At 64.6% G+C, this 19,732-nt stretch carries 15 protein-coding genes; 3 read left to right on the forward strand and 12 right to left on the reverse strand.

Going from position 1 to position 19,732, the window contains the following annotated elements:
- Positions 1-6 precede the first annotated feature (6 nt).
- Together ACODTA_RS23945 and ACODTA_RS23950 are read right to left on the reverse strand one after the other, a co-directional pair.
- The gene (locus tag ACODTA_RS23945; RefSeq protein WP_489069363.1) at positions 7-3,636 is read right to left on the reverse strand and encodes an ABC transporter permease/M1 family aminopeptidase; all 3,630 of its coding nucleotides are present in this window, start codon (positions 3,634-3,636) and stop codon (positions 7-9) included.
- Between the two features lie 10 nt (positions 3,637-3,646).
- Positions 3,647-4,525 carry an ABC transporter ATP-binding protein gene (locus tag ACODTA_RS23950; RefSeq protein ID WP_489069365.1) on the reverse strand — a complete coding sequence of 293 codons (879 nt, stop codon included), beginning with the start codon at positions 4,523-4,525 and terminating at the stop codon, positions 3,647-3,649.
- A gap of 254 nt (positions 4,526-4,779) precedes the next feature.
- Here ACODTA_RS23950 and ACODTA_RS23955 point away from each other — a divergent pair, with 254 nt between their 5' ends.
- Positions 4,780-5,502 (forward strand): IS6 family transposase, encoded by a 723-nt coding sequence (locus ACODTA_RS23955; protein ID WP_489069367.1) that lies wholly within the window; start codon positions 4,780-4,782, stop codon positions 5,500-5,502.
- A gap of 229 nt (positions 5,503-5,731) precedes the next feature.
- Here ACODTA_RS23955 and ACODTA_RS23960 read toward each other — a convergent pair whose 3' ends face one another.
- Positions 5,732-6,799 carry a phosphotransferase gene (locus ACODTA_RS23960; RefSeq protein WP_489069369.1) on the reverse strand — a complete coding sequence of 356 codons (1,068 nt, stop codon included), beginning with the start codon at positions 6,797-6,799 and terminating at the stop codon, positions 5,732-5,734.
- Between the two features lie 119 nt (positions 6,800-6,918).
- Here ACODTA_RS23960 and ACODTA_RS23965 point away from each other — a divergent pair, with 119 nt between their 5' ends.
- Positions 6,919-7,857 carry a TauD/TfdA dioxygenase family protein gene (locus ACODTA_RS23965; protein WP_489069371.1) on the forward strand — a complete coding sequence of 313 codons (939 nt, stop codon included), beginning with the start codon at positions 6,919-6,921 and terminating at the stop codon, positions 7,855-7,857.
- On the opposite strand, the gene ACODTA_RS23970 is transcribed toward ACODTA_RS23965, so the two are convergent.
- Genes ACODTA_RS23970 through ACODTA_RS23985 form a run of 4 tightly spaced genes read right to left on the reverse strand, consistent with a single transcriptional unit; the run spans position 7,854 to position 11,658 of the window.
- On the reverse strand, positions 7,854-8,594 hold the full coding sequence (locus ACODTA_RS23970) for an SDR family NAD(P)-dependent oxidoreductase (protein WP_489069373.1): 741 nt from the start codon (positions 8,592-8,594) through the stop codon (positions 7,854-7,856). The two genes, ACODTA_RS23965 and ACODTA_RS23970, sit on opposite strands and share 4 nt — an antisense overlap.
- Positions 8,591-9,751: an acyl-CoA dehydrogenase family protein gene (locus ACODTA_RS23975; RefSeq protein ID WP_489069375.1), complete on the reverse strand. Its 1,161-nt coding sequence runs from the start codon at positions 9,749-9,751 to the stop codon at positions 8,591-8,593. The genes ACODTA_RS23970 and ACODTA_RS23975 overlap by 4 nt, the downstream gene beginning before the upstream one ends.
- A 28-nt stretch (positions 9,752-9,779) precedes the next feature.
- On the reverse strand, positions 9,780-10,808 hold the full coding sequence (locus ACODTA_RS23980; protein ID WP_489069377.1) for an NADP-dependent oxidoreductase: 1,029 nt from the start codon (positions 10,806-10,808) through the stop codon (positions 9,780-9,782).
- A 10-nt stretch (positions 10,809-10,818) separates the two neighbouring features.
- Complete coding sequence (locus tag ACODTA_RS23985; RefSeq protein WP_489069379.1) at positions 10,819-11,658, reverse strand: hypothetical protein; 840 nt, start codon at positions 11,656-11,658, stop codon at positions 10,819-10,821.
- 253 nt (positions 11,659-11,911) lie between these two features.
- Between ACODTA_RS23985 and ACODTA_RS23990 the strand changes: the two genes are divergently transcribed.
- Positions 11,912-13,360: a spinster family MFS transporter gene (locus ACODTA_RS23990; protein WP_489069381.1), complete on the forward strand. Its 1,449-nt coding sequence runs from the start codon at positions 11,912-11,914 to the stop codon at positions 13,358-13,360.
- On the opposite strand, the gene ACODTA_RS23995 is transcribed toward ACODTA_RS23990, so the two are convergent.
- The 5 genes from ACODTA_RS23995 to ACODTA_RS24015 form a co-directional block, all read right to left on the reverse strand.
- Positions 13,345-14,094, reverse strand: a complete 750-nt coding sequence (locus ACODTA_RS23995; protein WP_489069383.1) for an SDR family NAD(P)-dependent oxidoreductase — start codon at positions 14,092-14,094, stop codon at positions 13,345-13,347. The genes ACODTA_RS23990 and ACODTA_RS23995 overlap by 16 nt on opposite strands.
- A complete protein-coding gene (locus ACODTA_RS24000) occupies positions 14,091-14,678 on the reverse strand; it encodes an isochorismatase family protein (RefSeq protein ID WP_489069385.1) in 588 nt (195 codons plus the stop codon). The genes ACODTA_RS23995 and ACODTA_RS24000 overlap by 4 nt, the downstream gene beginning before the upstream one ends.
- Positions 14,675-16,399 carry an N-acyl-D-amino-acid deacylase family protein gene (locus ACODTA_RS24005; RefSeq protein WP_489069387.1) on the reverse strand — a complete coding sequence of 575 codons (1,725 nt, stop codon included), beginning with the start codon at positions 16,397-16,399 and terminating at the stop codon, positions 14,675-14,677. The genes ACODTA_RS24000 and ACODTA_RS24005 overlap by 4 nt, the downstream gene beginning before the upstream one ends.
- Before the next feature lie 52 nt (positions 16,400-16,451).
- Positions 16,452-18,653 carry a TonB-dependent receptor gene (locus ACODTA_RS24010; protein WP_489069389.1) on the reverse strand — a complete coding sequence of 734 codons (2,202 nt, stop codon included), beginning with the start codon at positions 18,651-18,653 and terminating at the stop codon, positions 16,452-16,454.
- Positions 18,654-18,859: 206 nt separating this feature from the next.
- Positions 18,860-19,672 (reverse strand): hypothetical protein, encoded by an 813-nt coding sequence (locus tag ACODTA_RS24015; RefSeq protein ID WP_489069391.1) that lies wholly within the window; start codon positions 19,670-19,672, stop codon positions 18,860-18,862.
- Between the last annotated feature and the right edge of the window lie 60 nt (positions 19,673-19,732).

Genomic DNA, 19,732 nt, shown 5'->3' on the forward strand with positions numbered 1-19,732 from the left:
ATCGATTCATCTTGCTTCTATGCTGCGAACGTTATCTTCGGAATTGCGGTCGATATATTTGAGATAGGGGTCGAGGCCGACAAATGTTGGCTGTCTATCCAGTACCATTTCGAATTTATGCCGGCCGGATGTCAGCCGCTGTTGCTTGAACGACAGGACATTGGCCTTGCCAAAGCCCTTGCCTCCCGGGTTCGCGGAGAACACGCCGATGTCGAACACCTCGTTCAACGGGGTTTCGGTTTCCACGCCCTTGCCGTCGGCGTAGCGCTTGCGCGCCTCCACGATGACCGAGAGCGTCCATTTCCCGTCGGCACGGCGCCTCGTGCGGCCGTCGATCACCTTCAGGTCGTAGAGCGTGATTCGCTCGAACAGGTCGGTGATCAGCTGTTGATGCTCGGGTTTCGCCTGGGCGCGAAGCGCGTTGGTCAGGTGGCGGCCGGTGGGGTAGGGCGCGCCCTTGAAGGCGAATTGCGCGATCAGCGAGCGCAGCGCGCGGTTGACCTGCTCCTCGCCCATCCGGTCCTTGAGCAGGTACATGACGTTCCCGCCCTTCTGGTAACGGACATAGGCCTGTTCCTGCACGCGCTCGAGCACCGGTTCCGCGACATTCTCCTTGCCGCGCTGGCCGAGATAACCCTCCATGCCGCGCTTCAGGAACTTGCGGATCATCGCGTCGCCGTAGCGCTTCTCCATCACCATGATCGCCGAATATTGGGCGAGCGTTTCGGAGAGGACGGTGCTGCCCTCCATGTCCGCGCCGGTCACCTGGTGGAACCACCATTGGTGCGCCAGTTCGTGCGCGGTGACGTAGGCGATGAAGTCGACGCCGTCGCGGTCGTCGATCTTCGCGATGAACCCCGCCCCTTCCGAATAGGGTACCGCGCCGGGGAAGGCCTGCGCGAAATTGTTGTAGACGGGGAATTCTATGATGCGGAATTGCTTGAACTGATAGGAGCTGAAGTTCTTCGAGAAATACTCGAGCCCATCCTTCGAAAGCTGAATGAAGCGATCGACGTTGAACGTATGTGTGGGGTGATAATAGACTTCAATGTCCACATTGCGCCATTTCTGCCGCTTCACCGCATAGTTCGCGGCCTGGATCGAGAAGAAGTTGTTGATGGGCGCCTCGGTCCGGAATCGCGTCACCTGCCGGTTGCCCGTCACCCGATGCGCAACCCGCTCGCCCGGCGCGATCAGCGTCTGGTCCGCCGGCCCGCGCACGGTCACGTCGGCATTCACGAAATCGCTGTCGTGCCGCAGATAGGTGAAGGCGCGCGCATGCTCGTCTTCCAGCTTGTTGATCACGAGATCGGGCTTGAGGCCATATTTGCGGCGGGTCGCGCGGTCCTGGAGCAGCGGCCAGCGCGACACGCCCAGATTTGGCGCAAGCGAGAAATTGTTCAGGAAGGTGCCGTTGGCGACCAGCCGGTCCTCATTGCCCGAATTCCGGAACCCCTTCTGCTCGCGCAGCGTCTTGAAGCGGATTTCCCGCGTCTCGCCGGGCGCCATCGGCGTGTCGAAGGTGTAGATGCGGAAATTATAGTCGGGCAGGTCACGGGTCATCCGCGCGCCGGGCACGTCGAGCAGCAGCATCTTCACGCCCGGATCGATGGTCGTGCCGAGGAACGACTTGGTGACCAGTGCGTGCTGCCACTGCACATAGACCTGGCGCAGCGGCTTGCCGGTCTTGTTCTGGATCACATAGCTGCCGGTCGTCGTCACCCAGGGCGCAGTGCCCTCGGGGTGAAGATCGACGTCCAGCTTCATGTCGATGATGTGCGGCTGCGGATGCGATTCCAGCGGCAGCAGCGCCTTCTCGTAATTCGCTGCCCATTCCGCGCTGCCCTTGAAGGTGGGGAAGTCGTTCAGGACATAGTTGTTATAATAGATCCAGCCGCCCAGCCCGGCCATCCCGACCGCGGCCATACCGGCGATCACGCCTGGCACGCCGATCAGGCGGGCCGGCAGATTCTTCAGCCGGACGCGCAGCGGTGCCGATGCGCCGCGCCGCCAGAGGCCCCATGCGAGCACGGTCAGGATGACCGCGCCGCACGCCCAATAGGCGCGGTACCACAGCGCATGGCCGGCATGGACACCGAGCCCGTTCATGTCCGAAACCGGCGTCGGCGACGTGGTGGCGTAGAGATAGAGATGGCTCTCCAGCCCCAACGTCGGGAGCATGGTTTCGGCGATGAAGTAGAGCAGCATCACGAGCAGGCCGACGAACTTGTGCGGCACCAGCGTCTGCACGAACACGGCGAGCACCGCGTACATCACCATGGTCGAGAACCAGGGGGCGAGGAACCATGTGAAATATTTGACGAACTCGATGTCGGTGAAGCCCTTGGCGAGCTGAACGCCGACGGCGGCGGCGATGCACATCAGGCCCATCGCGAGCAGGATCACGCTCACCGCCAGAATCTTGGGCACCAGGAACGCCCAGTCCGGAGAGGGGGTGGCATCGACGATCTCGTGCACGCGGCGTTCGCGGTCGCGCCACACCAGCTCGCCCGCGTAGAAGGCCGCCACAAACAGCGGAATGGTGGTGAACTGCGCGGCCAGCGTCTGGATCATCACGCGCGTCACCGGATAGATGACGGTCACGCTGTCGTCGCCGGCCAGCCACAGGCCGATGACGGTGTTGATGAAGGCGAAGCCGAGGAGCACGATGAACGTCGGCCCGCGCAGCACGCCGAGCAGCTCGAAGCGCGTCAGCGCGGCCAGCGGGCCCCGGCCCAGCTTGCGGTCCGCCGGCGGCAGCGGCGCGCCGGTGAGCGCGGGCGCCGCGCTCTCCACCGCCTGCGCCTCGTTGCGCGCGGGGCGGCGGTCGGCGCGCGTGGCGAAACCCTTGCGCGTGAACGATCGCCAGGCCATCGCAAGCATCGCCAGGCCCACGGCGCACCATATGGCGCGGCCCTGCAGCACCAGGCCGGTGAACGACGGCAGCATCATGTTGCGGTCGTTGGCGGTCCAGTTCTTGGTGACATGGTCAAACGCAGCCAGGCCGAAGGGATCGGTCAGCATCGCCACTGCGCCGAATTCCGGCCGCCGGAAATAGATGCGGCTGAATAGATAGATCGCCAGCACCACCAGCGCGCCGACATAGGTTGCGATCTGCGAGCGCGTCGCCGTCGCCAGCGCGAAGAATCCGGCGCTCAGCAGGAACAGCGTCGGCACGCAGAGCAGGACGAACACCTGCACATAGTCGGCGATATTGACCGGCCCGATCGTCTCGGGGTCGGGCCCCGGCAGCAGTACCGCCATCAGCGCGCCGAGCGGCACGCTCAGAAAGGCGAGGGTCGCGGTCAGGAAGCCGCCGGTGAATCGGCCGAACAGATAATTGAATCTGGAAAGTCGCGTCGCCTGGATGATCGGGCCGAAGCCGGTCTCGTCGTCGCGCAGCACCACGTTCGAGACGAACGCCGTCACCAGGAACATCGCGAAGATGGTCCAGACCATGCTGTTGATCGCGATCGCATAAGGCGCGTTGCGGAACACCTGCCCGCCCCAGCCGATGCGGATGTCGTCCGAGGCGACGGTCGCAAAGGCGAGCAGGAAGAAGACGATGAACGCCCCCCAGAACATGGTGGAGCGGAGCTGGTATTTCAGCTCGAAGCCGGCGACGTGCGCGAACATCCCCATATCCTCAGGCCGCGCGGCGCAGCGGCAGCAGCGTCGAGAAATAGACGTCCTCGAGATCGCCCTCGATCGCCTCGAAGCCATCGCCCGGATTCGTGTCGGCGAGGACGTGGATCACCGTGCGGCCGCCAGTCAGCCGGGTGGCGATCACATCATGCTTCTCGCGATGCTTTTCCAACTCGTCCTTGCCGATGACCTTCTTCCACACGCGGCCCCGCACCTGCTCGACCAGTTCCTGCGGCGATCCGCGGCTGATGATCGTGCCGTCCGCGATGATCGCGGCGTTCTGGCAGAGGTCGGCGATGTCCTGAACGATATGGGTGGAGAAGATCACGACGATATTCTCGGCCACTTCGGAAAGCAGATTGAGGAAGCGGTTGCTCTCTTCCGGATCGAGGCCCGCGGTCGGTTCGTCGACGATGATCAGGCGCGGCTGGCCGATCAACGCCTGCGCGATGCCGAAGCGCTGGCGCATACCGCCCGAGAAACCGGCCACCGCCTTGTTGCGGACGTTCCAGAGATTGACCTGATTGAGCAGCGCGCCGACCACCTCGCGGCGTTCGCCGCGATTGGCATAGCCTTTCAGGACGGCAAGATGATCGAGCATGTCGAACGCGGAGACACGGGGATAGACTCCGAAATCCTGCGGCAGATAGCCGAGCGTGCGGCGCAGCGCATCCGGATTGGCCAGCACATTGATCTCGTCGAAGCGGATCGCGCCCGAGGTCGGGACTTGCAGTGTCGCGATGGTGCGCATCAAGGTGGACTTGCCCGCGCCGTTTGGCCCCAGCAGGCCAAACATGCCAGGGGGCACCTCGAGCGAAACTGAATTCAGCGCGCGTGTACCGTTGGGATAGACGTGAGTAAGATTTTCTATCTTTAACATGCGCTCCCCCAACATTCCGCTGCTCGCGTTTTTCGATCCCGTTACGGTAGGTGGCTAGGACATATTTCGATCGCACGCCGCATATCGTATACTGTTGCACCGCATTGACGATGCACAAACGAGTAATTCTGGTCCCAAGAATGAGAGTTTCTCGCCCAACCCTTAGCTGGCGCCAGGCAAACTCGCCGGTTGCCGGCGATGGGCTCTGTCAGGCCTGCGTGGCACTGAGGGCTAGCCGCTGCTAGCGAGGCGAAATGGCTCGCAAATCCAGGGCGAAACCGCCCAGTCCGTTTCGGGGATTCAACTCATCCCCCGAGGTGATCCGACTGGTTGTGCCCATGTACGTGCGGTTCCCGCTGTCGCTACGGAATGTGGAGGACCTGCTGTTCGAGCGCGGCATCGACATCTGTCACGAGACCGTGCGGACGTGGTGGAGCCAGTTTGGGCCAATGTTCGCCGGCGATATTCGCCGCCAGCGTGTGAGCCAGATGCGAGGTTTCCGCCACTGGCGATGGCACCTTGATGAAATGTCCGTGAAGATCAACGGCGAGATGGTTTACCTCTGGCGTGCCGTCGATCACGAAGGCGAGATACTCGAGAGCTACGTCACGAAAGCCCGCGACAAAGCTGCTGCGCTGACCTTCATGAAGAAAGCCCTTAAACAGCACGGTACCCCTGAAGCGATCACGACCGACGGGCTGCGATCATATGATGCTGCAATGAGCGAGCTTGGAAATCGCCACAAACAAGAAATTGGGAGGTGGGCCAACAACCGGGTCGAAAATAGTCATTTGCCCCTGCGCAGAAGAGAGCGGGCAATGCTCAGGTTTCGAAAAATGAAGAGCCTGCAAAAGTTCGCATCCATCCATGCCAATGTGTGCAACCATTTCCAGCTCGAGCGCCACCTCGTCGATAGAAAGACCTACAAGGAACGCCGCTCAGCCGCACTGTCCGCGTGGCAGATCCTGGCCAGCTAGACCGGCAACTTCATGGACCGAATTCCACCAAGTGGAGAGCGGTGCGTACAAGACTGACACCACCAGTCTGGTTTCTACAATCGTTGGTCGAGGAGCGCGATGTGCAGCGCGGGATGCCACCGCGGTGCGTATTTCCGAAGTGGCGCACGGGCGCTCCTCGCCGGTGTGGCGAAGATGTTCGCGGAGGCGGCTGACAAACCCTGAATAGAAGACTTCCTGGCTATGCACCCTACATAGCTTCCACACGATCCCAGGCGAGCCCCGCCAATCGAGGGAATTGTGCGCCACGGTCACGCGCCTGCGCGGACACGGCGGTCCCCCGGATCACGCGCGACCGAATACCGTGGAATATCGCGGCGAGCCGGAACAGGTTGAACACGATGCAGAACATGTAATCCGATCGCGCGATCCCCGCGCGGCCGGTACGCCGGCAATAGTCTTCGACATAGTCAGCCTCGGACGGGATACCGCACCGCGCAAGATCGGCACCGGCCAGCCCCGCGACGATATCGGGCGGCATGTGATACATCATGCTGTGATAGGAGAAGTCGGCAAGGGGATGGCCGAGCGTCGACAACTCCCAATCGAGCACCGCGACCACGCGCGGTTCGTGCGCATGAAAGATCATGTTGTCGCAGCGGAAGTCGCCATGGACGAGCGCGCTTTCGTCGCTGTCCGGCAGGTTTGCGGGCAGCCATTCGATCAACCGGTCCATCGCCGGATCGCGGCCGCCGGCCTCATCTTCCAGATACTGGCGCGACCATCGCCCGACCTGCCGCGCGAAATAATCGCCCGGACGGCCGTAATCGGCGAGCCCGATGGTCTCGGCATCGATCCCGTGCAGCGCGGCGATGGTCGCGTTCATCGCATCGAAATAGGCCGCGCGTTCGGCGCGCGGCACATCGGGAAAGGTCGCATCCCAGAAGATTCGCCCCTCGACCAGATCCATGACGTAGAATGGGGTGCCGATGACATGCTGGTCGGCGCAGACCGCATGCACCCTGGCGACGGGAAAGCCGACCGACGCTAGCGCGCGCTGGACGCGCGCTTCACGCTCGATGGCATGGGCGCCCTTGAGCAGCACGCCGGGCGGCTTTCGGCGCAGTACATAGCTCCGGCCGGGCGTCATGAGCTTGTAGGTCGGGTTCGACTGGCCGCCGCGAAACTGCTCCACGCGCAGCGGCCCGGCAAAACCGTCCACCTCATGCGCGAGCCACGCGGCCAGGGCGCGTTCGTCGAAAGCATAGCCGGCCCTGACCGGCGCGGTGCCGAGATTGTCCGCCTCGGATGCGCTCATCGGCGTTGGTCCCAAGCAGTGCACGACATCGGCATTTCCTCCCGTCACTTATCAGTTGGTACCTGATTATATAATCTGGTACCAAAATGAAAGCCGACATTCAGGCGACTGGAGAGCCGATGCCAACACAATTCTCGACAAAGGCGCTCGACCATATCGGTATCGAGATCGTCGGGCTCGATCCGGACAGGCTGAGCACCGACGACGAAACCGCGTTGCGCGCATTATGGGTGCAACACGGTCTGTTGCTTTTCCACCGCGTCGGGACCGATGCGGCCACCCATGTGCGGCTTTCACGCATCTTCGGGCCGCTTCAGGAACATGTGATCGCGTCGCTGCGCCTTGCCGACAATCCCGACCTCATCGTGCTGGGCGGCGAGGGCGAGAAGAAGGGGCCGGGCATGTTCGTCGATGGCGAGCTGCGCGCCGGCTTTCTGGCGCTGCACCAGGACGGCGCCTACACGCCGTCGATCTCGCAAGGTGGCATGCTCCGCATGATCCGGCCGCCGGCACAGGGCGGCGACACGATATGGACCGACACCCAGGCGGCCTATGCCGCGCTGCCCGGCGAGCTGAAGGCATTTTGCGACGCGCTTTCGACCGTGCAGATCTGGCGCGATGCCCCCGAACGGCTATGGGGCTGGCCGGATGTGGATTTGCGCCCCGGACCGCATGCCGCCGACCGCGAATACCAGGTCGATCGCCAACCCTTTCCGCCCGTGCTGCAACCCATGGTGATCGATCATCCCGTGTCGAACGCGAAGGCATTGTTGTTGAGCCCGTTGGGTTATGCGGGCGTCTGGGGCATGCCCCGGACCGAAGCCGATCCGCTTTATGAGGAGATCGTCGCGCATGCGGTGCAGCCGCGCTTCTGCTATCGTCATCACTGGGCGGCCGACGATCTCGTCCTGTGGGACAACCGTCGGACGATGCACGCGGCTTATGGCTTTCCCTATGCCGATACCCGCATCGTCCAGCGCACCACGCTTGCCGGCGACCAGATGACCGGACGACTCCTGACCGACGCCGAACGCCAATCCTGGGCTGACAGCGCCTAAAGCGAACTCACCATATGGCCGCCATCGACGACCAGCACGCTGCCTGTCATGAACGCCGAGGCGTCGCTGGCGAGCAGCAGCAAGGGGGCGTCGAGATCGGAGAGACGGCCAAGCCGGCGCTGTGGGACACGCCTGATCAACGCCGCTCCAGCCGGAGTGTCGAAGAAGGTTCGATTGAGATCGGTCTCGATATAACCCGGCGCGAGCGCGTTCACACGGATGTCGAAGCGGGCAAGCTCGAGCGCGAGCTGCTTGGTCATCTGAATGACACCCGCCTTCGACACGGCATAGGGCGTCACCTGCCCGCCCTGGCGCAAGCCGAGGATCGACGCGATGTTGACGATCGCCCCACCCCGGCCACGCGCGCGCATCGCACGCGCCGCGGCAACCGCCACGCGGTAACCCCCTTCAAGATTGGTACCGACCACCGCGGCCCAGTCCCCCTCGTCCTGATCGAGCGCGGGCGCGGTCACCGTCACTCCGGCATTGTTGATCAGCACATCGATCGGCCCGGCCGCTTCGATCGCGGCGGCGACCATGGCCGGATCGCGAACGTCGAGCGCCACCATTTGCGCCATGGGGCCGAGTTCCGCCGCAAGCGCCGCCAGCTTGTCCGTGCCGCGCGCCGCCAGGACGACCTGAGCGCCCGCGCCCGCGAGAACCTTCGCGAAATGCGCGCCGAGCCCGGAGGATGCGCCGGTGACGAGCACGCGCCTGTCGTCGAGCGAAAGCTTCATGATGCGTGCCGTCGCTTGATCTTTTTGGCCAGGCTCCATTTATGAACCTCGGTCGGGCCGTCATAGATGCGGAATGCGCGCACCTCGCGGAACACCTGTTCGACGATCGTGTCGCCCGAGACACCCGTGCCGCCCATCACCTGGACGCAGCGGTCGGCGATGCGGAACAAGGCTTCGCTAACCGCCACCTTGGCCATCGAGGATTCGATGGTGCCGGCCGCACCGCCATCGAGCACGCCGGCGCACCAGCCGATCATGAGTTCGGCCTGTTTCAGATCGATCATATTCTCGGCGAGCATGAAACCGACGCCCTCATGATCGATCAACAGCTTGCCGAAGGCATGGCGGCGCACCGCATAGGCGCTGGCGATCTCATGCGCGCGGTCGCACGCGCCGAGCCAGCGCATGCAATGCGTGAGCCGCGCCGGGGCAAGACGGATCTGGGCATATTGAAACCCGCGATCCACCTCTCCCAGGACAGCATCGGCACCGACTTTCAGTCCTTCGATCGCGACGATCGAATGACCGCCCGGCATCGAGCTGTCGATCGTGTCGAGCACCCGTTCGACGCGCACCGCCGGATCCGGAAGATCAACAAGAAACATCGTCGCCGTCGTCGCGCCCTCACTGCCGGTCCGCGCCATGACGATGCCGACCGCCGCCCCCACCGCGCCGGTGATGAACGCCTTTCGTCCGTCGATCACCCAGCCATCCCCCTCACGGCGCGCCACCGTGCGCAGCATCGACGGATCCGAACCCGCGCCGCCCTCTTCGGCCGGCTCGGTCATGAAGAATGCGGAGCGGACGCGCCCCTCGACGATCGGCGCCAGGAAATGCGCGCGCTGAGCCGGCGTCGCCACCCGGTCGAGCAGGTGCATGTTGCCCTCGTCCGGCGCCATCACGTTGAGCGCGACCGGGCCAAGCGGCGACAGGCCGGCCGCGCGAAAGACCGGCGCCATCGCAGCAAGCGGCAAATGCCCGCCAGATGCGGGCAGATGCGGCGTCAGCAAACCCGCCGATCGCGCCATGCCGCGCAGTTCGGCGACCAGATCTTCATCCGGGCCATGCGCGCCGAGGCGCGCATCCCGCTCGAAGGCAATGACCTGTTCGCGCACGAACGCTTCGACGCGTGCCGCGATCTCCAGCCCCGCATTCACCGGCGCATGTCCTTCCCGCCGGCGGCCGTCACGCGGACGGCTCGAGCCGAAGCATCACCTTGCCCTGATTCCGGCCGGTGAACAGCGAGAGAAACGCTTCGGGACCTGCTTCGAGGCCATCATGAATGGCTTCGCGAAAATGGATCTTCCCCTCACCCACCCAGCGCGCGAGCATGGCCGCCGCGTCGGCATATTCGGGCGCATAGTTGCGCACGATGAAACCCTCCATGCGGATCGAGCGGGCAACCAGCTTGAACAGGTTGGTCAGCGGCGGCGGCGGTTCGGTGGCGTTGTACTGGCTGATGAGGCCACACACCGCGATACGGCCGCGCTCGTTCATGCAATCGATCGCGGCGTCGAGCTGGATGCCGCCGACATTCTCGAACAGCAGGTCGATGCCCTCGGGCGCGGCATCGCGGATCGCCGCGGTCAGGGCCGCCAGCGTCTTGCCCCGATAGTCGATCCCGGCGTCGAAACCATATTCCTCAACAAGCCTGGCCGCCTTGTCGGCGCCGCCCGCGATCCCGATGACCCGGCAACCGGAAAGCCTGCCGATCTGCCCGGCAACCGATCCCACCGCGCCCGCCGCGCCGGTGACGAGCAAGGTCTGCCCCGCTCGCGGACGAACCACGCGGGTGATGCCGAAATAGGCGGTGAGGCCGGTCGGCCCGAGCACGCTCAGGAAATGGCTGAGCGAGGATGCGGCCGACGGATCGATCGTCCGCGTCACCGGCCCCGCCGCCGTGAGCCAGTAATCGGCGATGCCATGATGGCCAACGACATGGCTGCCGACCGGATAAGCGGGATCGCGCGAGGCAGCGACCACCCCGACCGTGGTCGCGGTCAGCACCTCGCCGAGTTCGATGCGCGGCACATAGCTGTCGGTCAGCGTCAGGCGCTGGCGCAGCGCCGGGTCGAGCGACGCATACAGATTGCGGACGACGAACTGCCCCGGCCCGGGTTCGGGCATCGGCGCGTGTTCGACGGCGAAGTCGCCGGCGTGCGGCAGGCCGTCCCGCCGGGCACGCAGCACCAGCTGGCGATTGGTCTCGGTCATGTCGAAGGACTCAGGCCAGGTCGGGCAGCGTGAAGATCAGGACCTCCGAAACCTCGTCGCGGCCGGTGAAGCTCACCACATCCGCCTCCTCGGCGAAGGTGCCCGACCATTTGGGAAGGACAGCCCCCTGCACCGCGACCTCGCCGGTCAGCACGAAGCCGACCACCAGCCGGCCCGGTTTGTCGACCGTGGCGGTGGCGCCTTTCGGAACCTGCAGCGCCTCGATCATGAAGTCGCGCTCGCCGAACCGGCCGAGCGTCTTGCGCATCGTTCCGCCATCGGCCGGCAACCATTCGAACGAGTCGATATTCATGTAGATCGCGTCGACGAAGCGCGGCGGCTCGACATAGATCATCTTGCGGCCGGTGACATGCTCCCACGAGGCCTGATAGCCGTCGATCTTCGGGCTGCCGTCATCGGGATAGTAGAAGCCCTTTTCGAACCTGCCCTTTTGGCGAAGCACTTCGGTCGCCTCGTCCATACGGGCGAGGGTCACATAACCGCCATGGCTCGCACCGTCGAATTGCATGATCGCGCTGACCGACGGGCCGTCGCATGCCATCGGGCCATACCAGGTCCCCTCGGGATAATAAGCGACCGTACGCGGCATCAGGCGGCTGCGCGTCCCATATTTCATGACACCGTCGAGACCGATGCGGATCTGATCGAAATTATGCCGGTGCGCCGGACTCCAGAACTCGTCGCCGTTGAACGCCGTGATGTTGAACTCCACGCTGCGATTCTCGACATCGCGCTGGAACACGTTCTGGACGGTGATGCCACGGGAGCGATGCGGCGAATTGACCGCCCATTCGGCGTCCGGCCGGATTTCCTTGATCAACAGCGCCATAAGATCTCTCCCAAAATCCCGCGGACATATCCGTCAGCAATGTGAAACGATTTCATCCTTTCTGGTACCAGTCATGGCTTTATGTCAACCCTGGATGTGGATGACCCAACCCTATTATCTACTTTGCATCCAGCACCCCGTGCGCCTCGCCAGGCATGTTTGGGAACCAGAATCGATATTCTGTTACCGTTTCTGCTTGCGGGTGACCGCAGCGCCTGCCACAACGACCGCAACGAGCGGGAGAGGATCATTCATGGCGCATCCGGGTGCGACGCCGAATATGAGCCGCGGCTATCGCGGCTGCGTCCTGTTGCTGCTGATGCTGTACAGCCTGTGCAGCTGGGCGGACCGCACCGTGCTTTCGACCATCGGCCAGGCGATCAAGGTCGACCTGAAGCTGAGCGACGTCGAACTCGGCTTCCTGCACGGGTTCGCGTTCAGCATCCTGTATGTGACCCTGTCGGTGCCGGCGGCGCGCTTGTCCGAGCGCTTCAACCGCGTCAACATCATCGCCGGCAGCATCGCGCTGTGGTCGCTGTTCACATCATTGTCGGGCTTTGCGCGCACATTCGGGCAATTGCTGCTCTGCCGGATCGGCGTGGGCGTCGGCGAGGCGTGCGGCAATCCGCCGGCCTATTCCTTGATCACCGATTATTTCGGCCCGCGCCGGCGCGCGACCGCGCTTGCGATCTACCAGCTCGGCCTGCCGCTCGGCATCATGGCCGGCGCCATCGCGGGCGGCGTGCTCACCCAATATCATGGCTGGCGAACCGCCTTCATGGTGCTGGGCCTGCCTGGCCTCGTCCTGGCCCTGCTGCTCAAGCTGATCGTCCGCGAAGTGCCGCGCGGCCATTCGGACGCGCTTGCCGGCCGCGTCGCGACATCCAACGTCTCGCCCTCGACATGGCAGACGGCCAGGCGCGTCTTCTCGATCCCGACCGCGCGCCACATGATCATGGGCGTCACCCTCTTCACCTTCGTCAATTATGGCGCCGGGGCCTTCATCGCACCCTTCCTGGTGCGCGCCTATGCACTCAACTATGCCGAGGTCGGGCTCATCATCGGCTTCGCGATCGGCGCGTCCAATGCGGTCGGCACCTTCGCCGGCGGCTATCTCGCCGACCATTTCGGCCGCTCGAACCCGCGCGCCTATGCCTATGTCCCGCTCATCGGCCTTGTCGTCGCGACCCCGCTCGCCATCGCCGCCTATCTCCAGTCGGACTGGCGGGTCGCGGTGGGCCTGCTGGCCGCGGCGGGGGTCATCCAGTTCGTCTATTTCAGCCCGACCTATGCCGCGATCTACAACATGGTCGATGCGCGGATGCGCGCCACGACGACCGCACTGATCTCGCTCGTCGCGAGCCTGGCCGCGCTGGTGATCGGAACGGTCGCCGCCGGCGCGCTCATCGACGCGCTTTCGGCCTATTATTTCGGCACGGTCGAAGGCGCCGGCTTCGCGACATTGTGCCCGGGCGGCGTCGCGGCTCCGGATGCATCGGCGCTGATCCAGGCCGCCTGCCGCACCGCGATCGACCAGGCGACGCGCACCGGGCTTGCCTTCTGCACGCTCGGCCTGCTCTGGGCGGCAGTGCATTTCATCCTCGCCTCGCGGACGATCACGCAGGATTTCGCGCGTGCCACGGGTGGCGTGCAGCCCTTGCCGGACGGAGCCCCGGCCGGCGCCGCTCAGGCGGCGGTATAGCCGCCGTCGACCAACAGGCTGGCGCCGGTCACGAAGCTTGCCGCATCGCTTGCGAGAAACGCGGCCGCTTCCGCCACCTCTTCGGGTTCGCCGAGCCGGCCGATCGGATGAAGCGCGATCAGCGCCTCGGTTTGCGCCGGACTGTTATGCGCCACCAGCGGCGTGCGGATGACGCCCGGGCAGACGGCGTTCACGCGGATGCCGCGTGCGCCATATTCGAGCGCGAGCGCACGCGTCAGATTGACCACGCCCGCCTTGGCCGCGCTGTACGCGGCCCGCTCCCCCAGGCCGACATGGCCGAAGATCGATGCGATGCTGACAATCGCGCCGGCCCCGGAGGCGACCATCGGCCGGAGTGCCGCGCGGCTCATGTAGAAGACCGCGTCGAGATCGAGCCCGATCACGCGGCGCCAGTCGGCGTCGGTGAGCTCATGGCTCGGCCCGCGCCCGCCGATCCCGGCATTGTTGACGAGCATGTCGAGCCGGCCGAACCCTGCGAGCGCGGCGGCGACAGCGGCATCCGCGCTCGCCGATCGCATCAGGTCGGCCGCGAAGGCTTCCGCCGTTCCGCCGCGTGCGGCGATATCGTCGCAAATCCGCTGCGCGCCATCGCCATCGATATCGACAACCAGGACTGAGGCCCCGCGCGCGGCGAGCAGCCGCGCCGTCGCCGCGCCGATGCCGGACGCGCCGCCGGTGACGAGCGCCACGCGGCCGGCCAACCCATGGCTCACCCTTCCTGTCCGAACGAGATCGCCGAACTGACTCGCACGCGGCCCACGCGGCGCAGCACCTCTTCCACCGCGAAATCGTGCATCCGCTCGGTGAAGCTCGTCGTCAGATCCTGCGCCACCACCACGCCATAGCCATGTTCGAACGCCTGGCGGGCCGTCGATTCGACGCCGAAATTGGTGGCGATTCCGCCCAGTATCACCGTGTCCAGTCCGCGCCGACGCAACTGGAGATCGAGATCGGTGCCGTAGAATCCGCCCCATTGGCGCTTCGTGACGATCACGTCGCCCGGCTCGGCAAGACCGTTGACCAGCTCGGCCCAATCGTCGGGCAAGGGCCCTTCGGGATGCGCGATCTGCGTATCGACCGGCTGGTGGAGCGCCGCGCGCGGATCACCGTCCATGTCTGCGCGCACGAGGATCACCGTTCCGCCCGCCGCGCGCACCCGTGCGGCGAAGGCGATGGCGCGGGACGCCAGCACCCGTCCCGGCAACGGCGCCAGCGGCAGATCGACGATCAGAGTCTGCAGGTCGACCAGCACCAGCGCGGTGCGGGACGGATCGAGCAGGAGCGGTGCGTGGTTCACAGGACCGGCGTGTGCGTATCCTGCCCCGAACGCAGGATGCGCCCGGGATGATTTCCGACGAAGTCCTGGCCGCGGATGATCTCCGTCCCGTTGACGATGACATGGGCGATGCCCAGCGCATCGGCATAGAGCCGCGCCGCGCCGCCGGGCAGATCGTCGCGCATCTCGACCGGACCGCAGGCGATGGTGTCGGGATCGAATATGACGAGATCGGCCCAAGCGCCTTCGCGGATCTCGCCGCGATCGTTGAGGCCGAGATGATGCGCGGGGATGGAGGTGATCTGCCGCACGCCTTCCTCCAGGCTGAAGATGCCGCGCTCGCGCACGCCCTCGCCCAGCACCATGGTCGAGAAGGCGAATGTGTCGATCATGTCGAGATGCGCGCCGGCGTCCGAGCCGCCGACGATGGTGCGGTCGTCCCGCCAGGATTCGGCGCGCAACCGCCAGCTCTCCTCATCCTCGCCGGCCGGCGGCGGCAGGAACGAGGTCTTGAGATCCTCGGCGACGGCGATGTCGAGCAAGGCGTCGAGCGGGGTCTTGCCCTGCGCCGCCGCGATCTCGCCCATGGTCTGCCCCTTGAGCGCCTGGTTCTGCGGCGTGAACGCCTGATCGATCTTCCATTTGGAGAAGTCGGTCATCATCGCCATCATGCCGCTCTGATTGGCGGCGCCTTCGGCCAGGCGCCGGCGCACCGCGGGATCCTGGAGCGCGCGCTTCCGCTCGGCGACCGGCAGGCGCATGGTCGGCTCCCAGCCATCGAACAGATCGAAGATGAAACCGCTGAACAGATTGATGCGCGTCGTCATCGGCTGGCACGACGCAAGCGCGGTGACGTGCGCCCCATGCGCCTTCGCATGATCGCTGGCGGCGAGTTGCGAGACATGGCGCTCATATTGGTCGCCGACGCTCAGGAACAGGTTCCAGTTCAGCGGCCGCTGCCCGACCACCGCCACCTTCGTCATCCGTTCGACCTCGGCCTCGCTGAACGGCCCCAGATTATTGGGCTGGAACTCCAGGCATGTGCCCTCGAACTCGCTCACGACCGAAGCCAGGGCATAGACTTCCTCGTCGGTCGCCCAACGAGAGGGAATCGGCTGCCCCTCGCCATCGGTGTGGACCGGCGCGACCGTGGTCGAGAAGCCGAGCCCTCCTTCGCTGATCGACGCGCGCAGCAGATCCTGCATCGCGGCGACATCCTGCTCACTCGCCTGTTCGCCGACCGCGCGCGCGCCCATCACGGAGCGGCGGAGCGCACAATGCCCCACCATGAAGCCGGCATTGACCGCGAGCTTGCCGTCGAGCTTGCCGAGATAGGATCCGAATGAAGTCCAGTCCCATGGCACGCCGGTCTGCAGGCTTTCCAGCGGCATGCCCTCGACCCGCGAAAGCATTCGGACCAGATATTGCGCGTCCTCGGCATTGCCGTTGAGCGGCGCGATGCTGAAGCCGCAATTGCCGCCGACGATGGTGGTGACGCCGTGGAAGGAGGACGGGCCGACGGTCGGATCCCAGAACACCTGCGCGTCATAATGGGTATGGATATCGACGAAGCCCGGCGCCACCACCTGGCCCTTCGCATCGATTTCCTGTTCGCCGGCCGCCTCGATCGTGCCGATCGCGGCGATGCGACCGTCGCGCACGCCCACATCGGCGCGGAAGCGCGTCTTGCCGGTTCCGTCGATCACCCAACCATTGCGGACGACCAGGTCATAATTCGCCATGCGCACTCTCCCGTCCGCGCCGCCATGCGTGGGGCGGCGCGGCTCGCAATGATCAGAATCTGAAGCTGAGCTTGGCGCCGAAGGTCCGGCCGATATCGTCGATCTGGAACGCGATCAGGTTCGACGGCTCGTTGCCATAGGCCAGGAAGCGCTGATCGAGCAGATTGTTGGCATAGACGCCGAAGCTGATCCCCCTGGCGTTGATGAGATCGGCCGACAGATCGACCGTCGCGAAGGACGGCTGGTGACCGACCGGGCTCGGCGGCACGGCCGAGGAGATCTCATATTCGTCGGTGAAGCGCAGACGTGCGCCGATCCGCGCCTTCTCGAAGCCCAGCCCCTCGGACAGATGCCACTCATAGGTGGGATTGACCGATACGACATATTTGGGCGCGAACTGGAAGGGCAGGCCCGACAGATCGACGGTGTTGCCCGCCGCGTCCTGGCTCAGATAATCCTTGTAATAGGCGTCGAGATAGGACGCGCTGATCGACACGTTGAAGCCGTTGATCGGGCGCAGCACCGCCTCGACCTCGACGCCCTGGGTCACGGCATCGGCGGCATTGTCGATGACCTGGACCAGCGTGCCGCCCGCGCCGGTGCGTGCGACCTGCTTCTGCAGATCGGTGAACTCGGTGCGGAACAAGGTCAGGTTGAACTGGAAGGCGCGATCGAGCCATTCGCTCTTGAGGCCCACTTCATAGGAACGCGAGGTTTCCGGACGGTAGGAGCGCGCCGCCGCGACCGAGGCAGGCGTGCCGAGGAAGCCGCCGCCGCGATAGCCTTCGGCGTAGCGCAGATACAGCATCTTGGTGGAATCGAACTTGTATTGCGCGCCCGCCTCGATCGAGGTGTTCTCCCATTTGCCCTGTTCGCGGTTGATCGGGTCGGGCGGCGTGGTCCCCGGGATAGCAGGGGCGAAATAATGGACCGTCTTGTCCCAGCTATGGCGGATGCCGCCGGAAACCGTCAGCTTGTCGGTCAGATCGAAGTCGAGCCGGCCGAACAGCGCGAACGTGTCGCGCACCGAGCGTTGCGCCACCATCAACTGGTTGCCGAAGACGTTCTGGCCGTTGTTCTGATAGGCGTCGCTATGGCTGTAATAGCCCGCGAGCAACCAGGCGAGCCGGCCGCCAAGGTCGAGACCGCCCATCTTCTCCGACGTGATGCGCACTTCCTGCGAGAACATCTCGAGCGTGGTATCGGCACGATAGAGTTCGAGCGCCGGAAACGGCGTCTTGTCGAAGTCGTTGGCGTTGAACTCGTCGAAATTGCGATAGCCGGTGATGCTGGAGATCTTGACCCCACCCAGTTGCCAGTCACCGACACCGGTGATGTTGATATCGTCGACGCGCGGCTTGATGGTGTTGCCCGACCGGGTCGTGCCCAGGCGGAAATCCTGGGTGCATTCGCCATAGACCGCGCAGATGCGGTCGCGCGGCAGCGGCACCGGCCGGCCGCCCATTTGCGACGAACGGTCCCAGATATAGTCGGCGGTCAGATAATAGGTGAAATCCGCGCTAGGAGTGAAGAGCAGCGCGGCACGCACCGAACCGCGCTTTTCCCCGCCCATGTCGCCGCCCGGTACCGCGAGATTCTTGACCCAGTCGTCGCGGCGGCGGAAATTCGCATAGACCTTGCCCGCCAGCACGCCTTCGGCGATCGGGAAGTTGATAAGGCTCTGCGCCTGGAAGAGATTATAGCTGCCATATTCGACGTTGACACGCCCGTCGAACTCGCCGGTCGGGCGCGAGCGCGTGACGAGCACGGCGCCGGCCGAGGCATTCTTGCCAAGCGTCGTGCCCTGCGGACCGCGCAGCACCTCGATCCGATCGACATCGAAGAGATCGGACATCGAGCCCGAGATGATCGGTTGATAGATGCCATCGATATAGACGGGCACGCCCGGCTCGATCGAGATGTCGGCCGCCTGGGTCAGAAAGCCGCGCAAGCTGATCACCGGGTTGGCCGGCGCGGTGCCGAGCGTCGAAACGGTGAGATTGGGCACATTGCCGCTGAGCGCGATGAGGTTCGAGCCGTTGAGCGCCTCCACCTGCGCGCTCGAAAGCACGGCGACCGCGACCGGGGTTTCCTGAACCGATTCCTGACGCAGGCGCGATCCGGTGACAACGATATCCGACCCGGCTTCCTCGACGGTCGCGTCAGCCGCGGCCGCTTGGGGCTCTGCCTGCGCGAACACCGGCACGGGCAGCATGATCGCGGCTCCGAGGCATAGTTTCGCAATGCGTGTCATCTTTGATCCTCCCCATTCGGCCGACATCGCCAGATCCATTCGGGTACCAAAGGAGCATGTTGTGTCCCCAAGGATTTCCCGTCGAATACCCCTTTTGTATAGGGCTATTCCGTCGATCCGATTGTATATCGGTAACAGTTTTCTATTGTTGGTACCGTATATCGACAAGCGACATTGTCAAGCGCCGATTGTGCGTTTCTGAAAAGTCAGCCGCGCGCGGGCGCCAGGCGGGCGATCGAATCGATCAGATTGCAGCTCGGGCAGTCCGAACGCCCGAACAGTGCATCGACCCCGGCGCGCGCCGAAGCGAGCGCCCGGCCGAGCGGCCCCGGCGCATCGGTGGGCTCAAGCCTTGCCGCACCCTCGCGGCCATGACCGCGGGCCTCTGTCGCGTGAAGGTGATGGCCGGGCAGATCAGGCGGCCAGCGCGTGCCGGGGAAGATCGTCGCCGGCGGAAACAGGCTCGGCCAGCAGGTTTTTTCCTCCACGTCGTAATAGAGCCGATCCTCCACCTTCATCGGCTCCGCAGCGGTGAAGATCAGCTCGCAATTGAGCGCGCCGGTTTCGTTGTTGTGCGAATGGATCGAGCGCGGCGGCGGCGGCATCCATGTCGTCCGTCCACGCGGCAGGAAGATCTGGTCGACAAGCTCGAGATCGGCATAGCCGGCGATCGAACCATCGTCCTTGCGCTCGTACATGTCCCAGCGATCGACCCCGCGCCAGCCACATGCAATCACCCAGAAATCGCCATGCTCGTGTACGGGCGAGAGGTAATGCGGATCGAACTGGGAAAGGCCCAGCAAGGTGAAGGGCGGTTCGAAGCCCAGCAGGAAATTCTGGGTGGACCCATCGGCAGGACCGATCGGAATCGCGAAGCGCGTGAGGTCGTCGCGCTGCGAGAGCAGCGACATGCGATCGGCGATCTCGGCCTGTTTCTCGGCCAGCGGCAGTTCGGTCTCCAGGATACGCTTGGCATCCTGCATGAAGCCGGCCACCGTATATTTGCCCGACCTGCTCATCTCACCCTCCACAAACTGGTACCATTATTAATATCTGGTACCAATGCGCGAGTGCGGCGC

Source organism: Sphingomonas sp. FG14 (assembly GCF_057809675.1).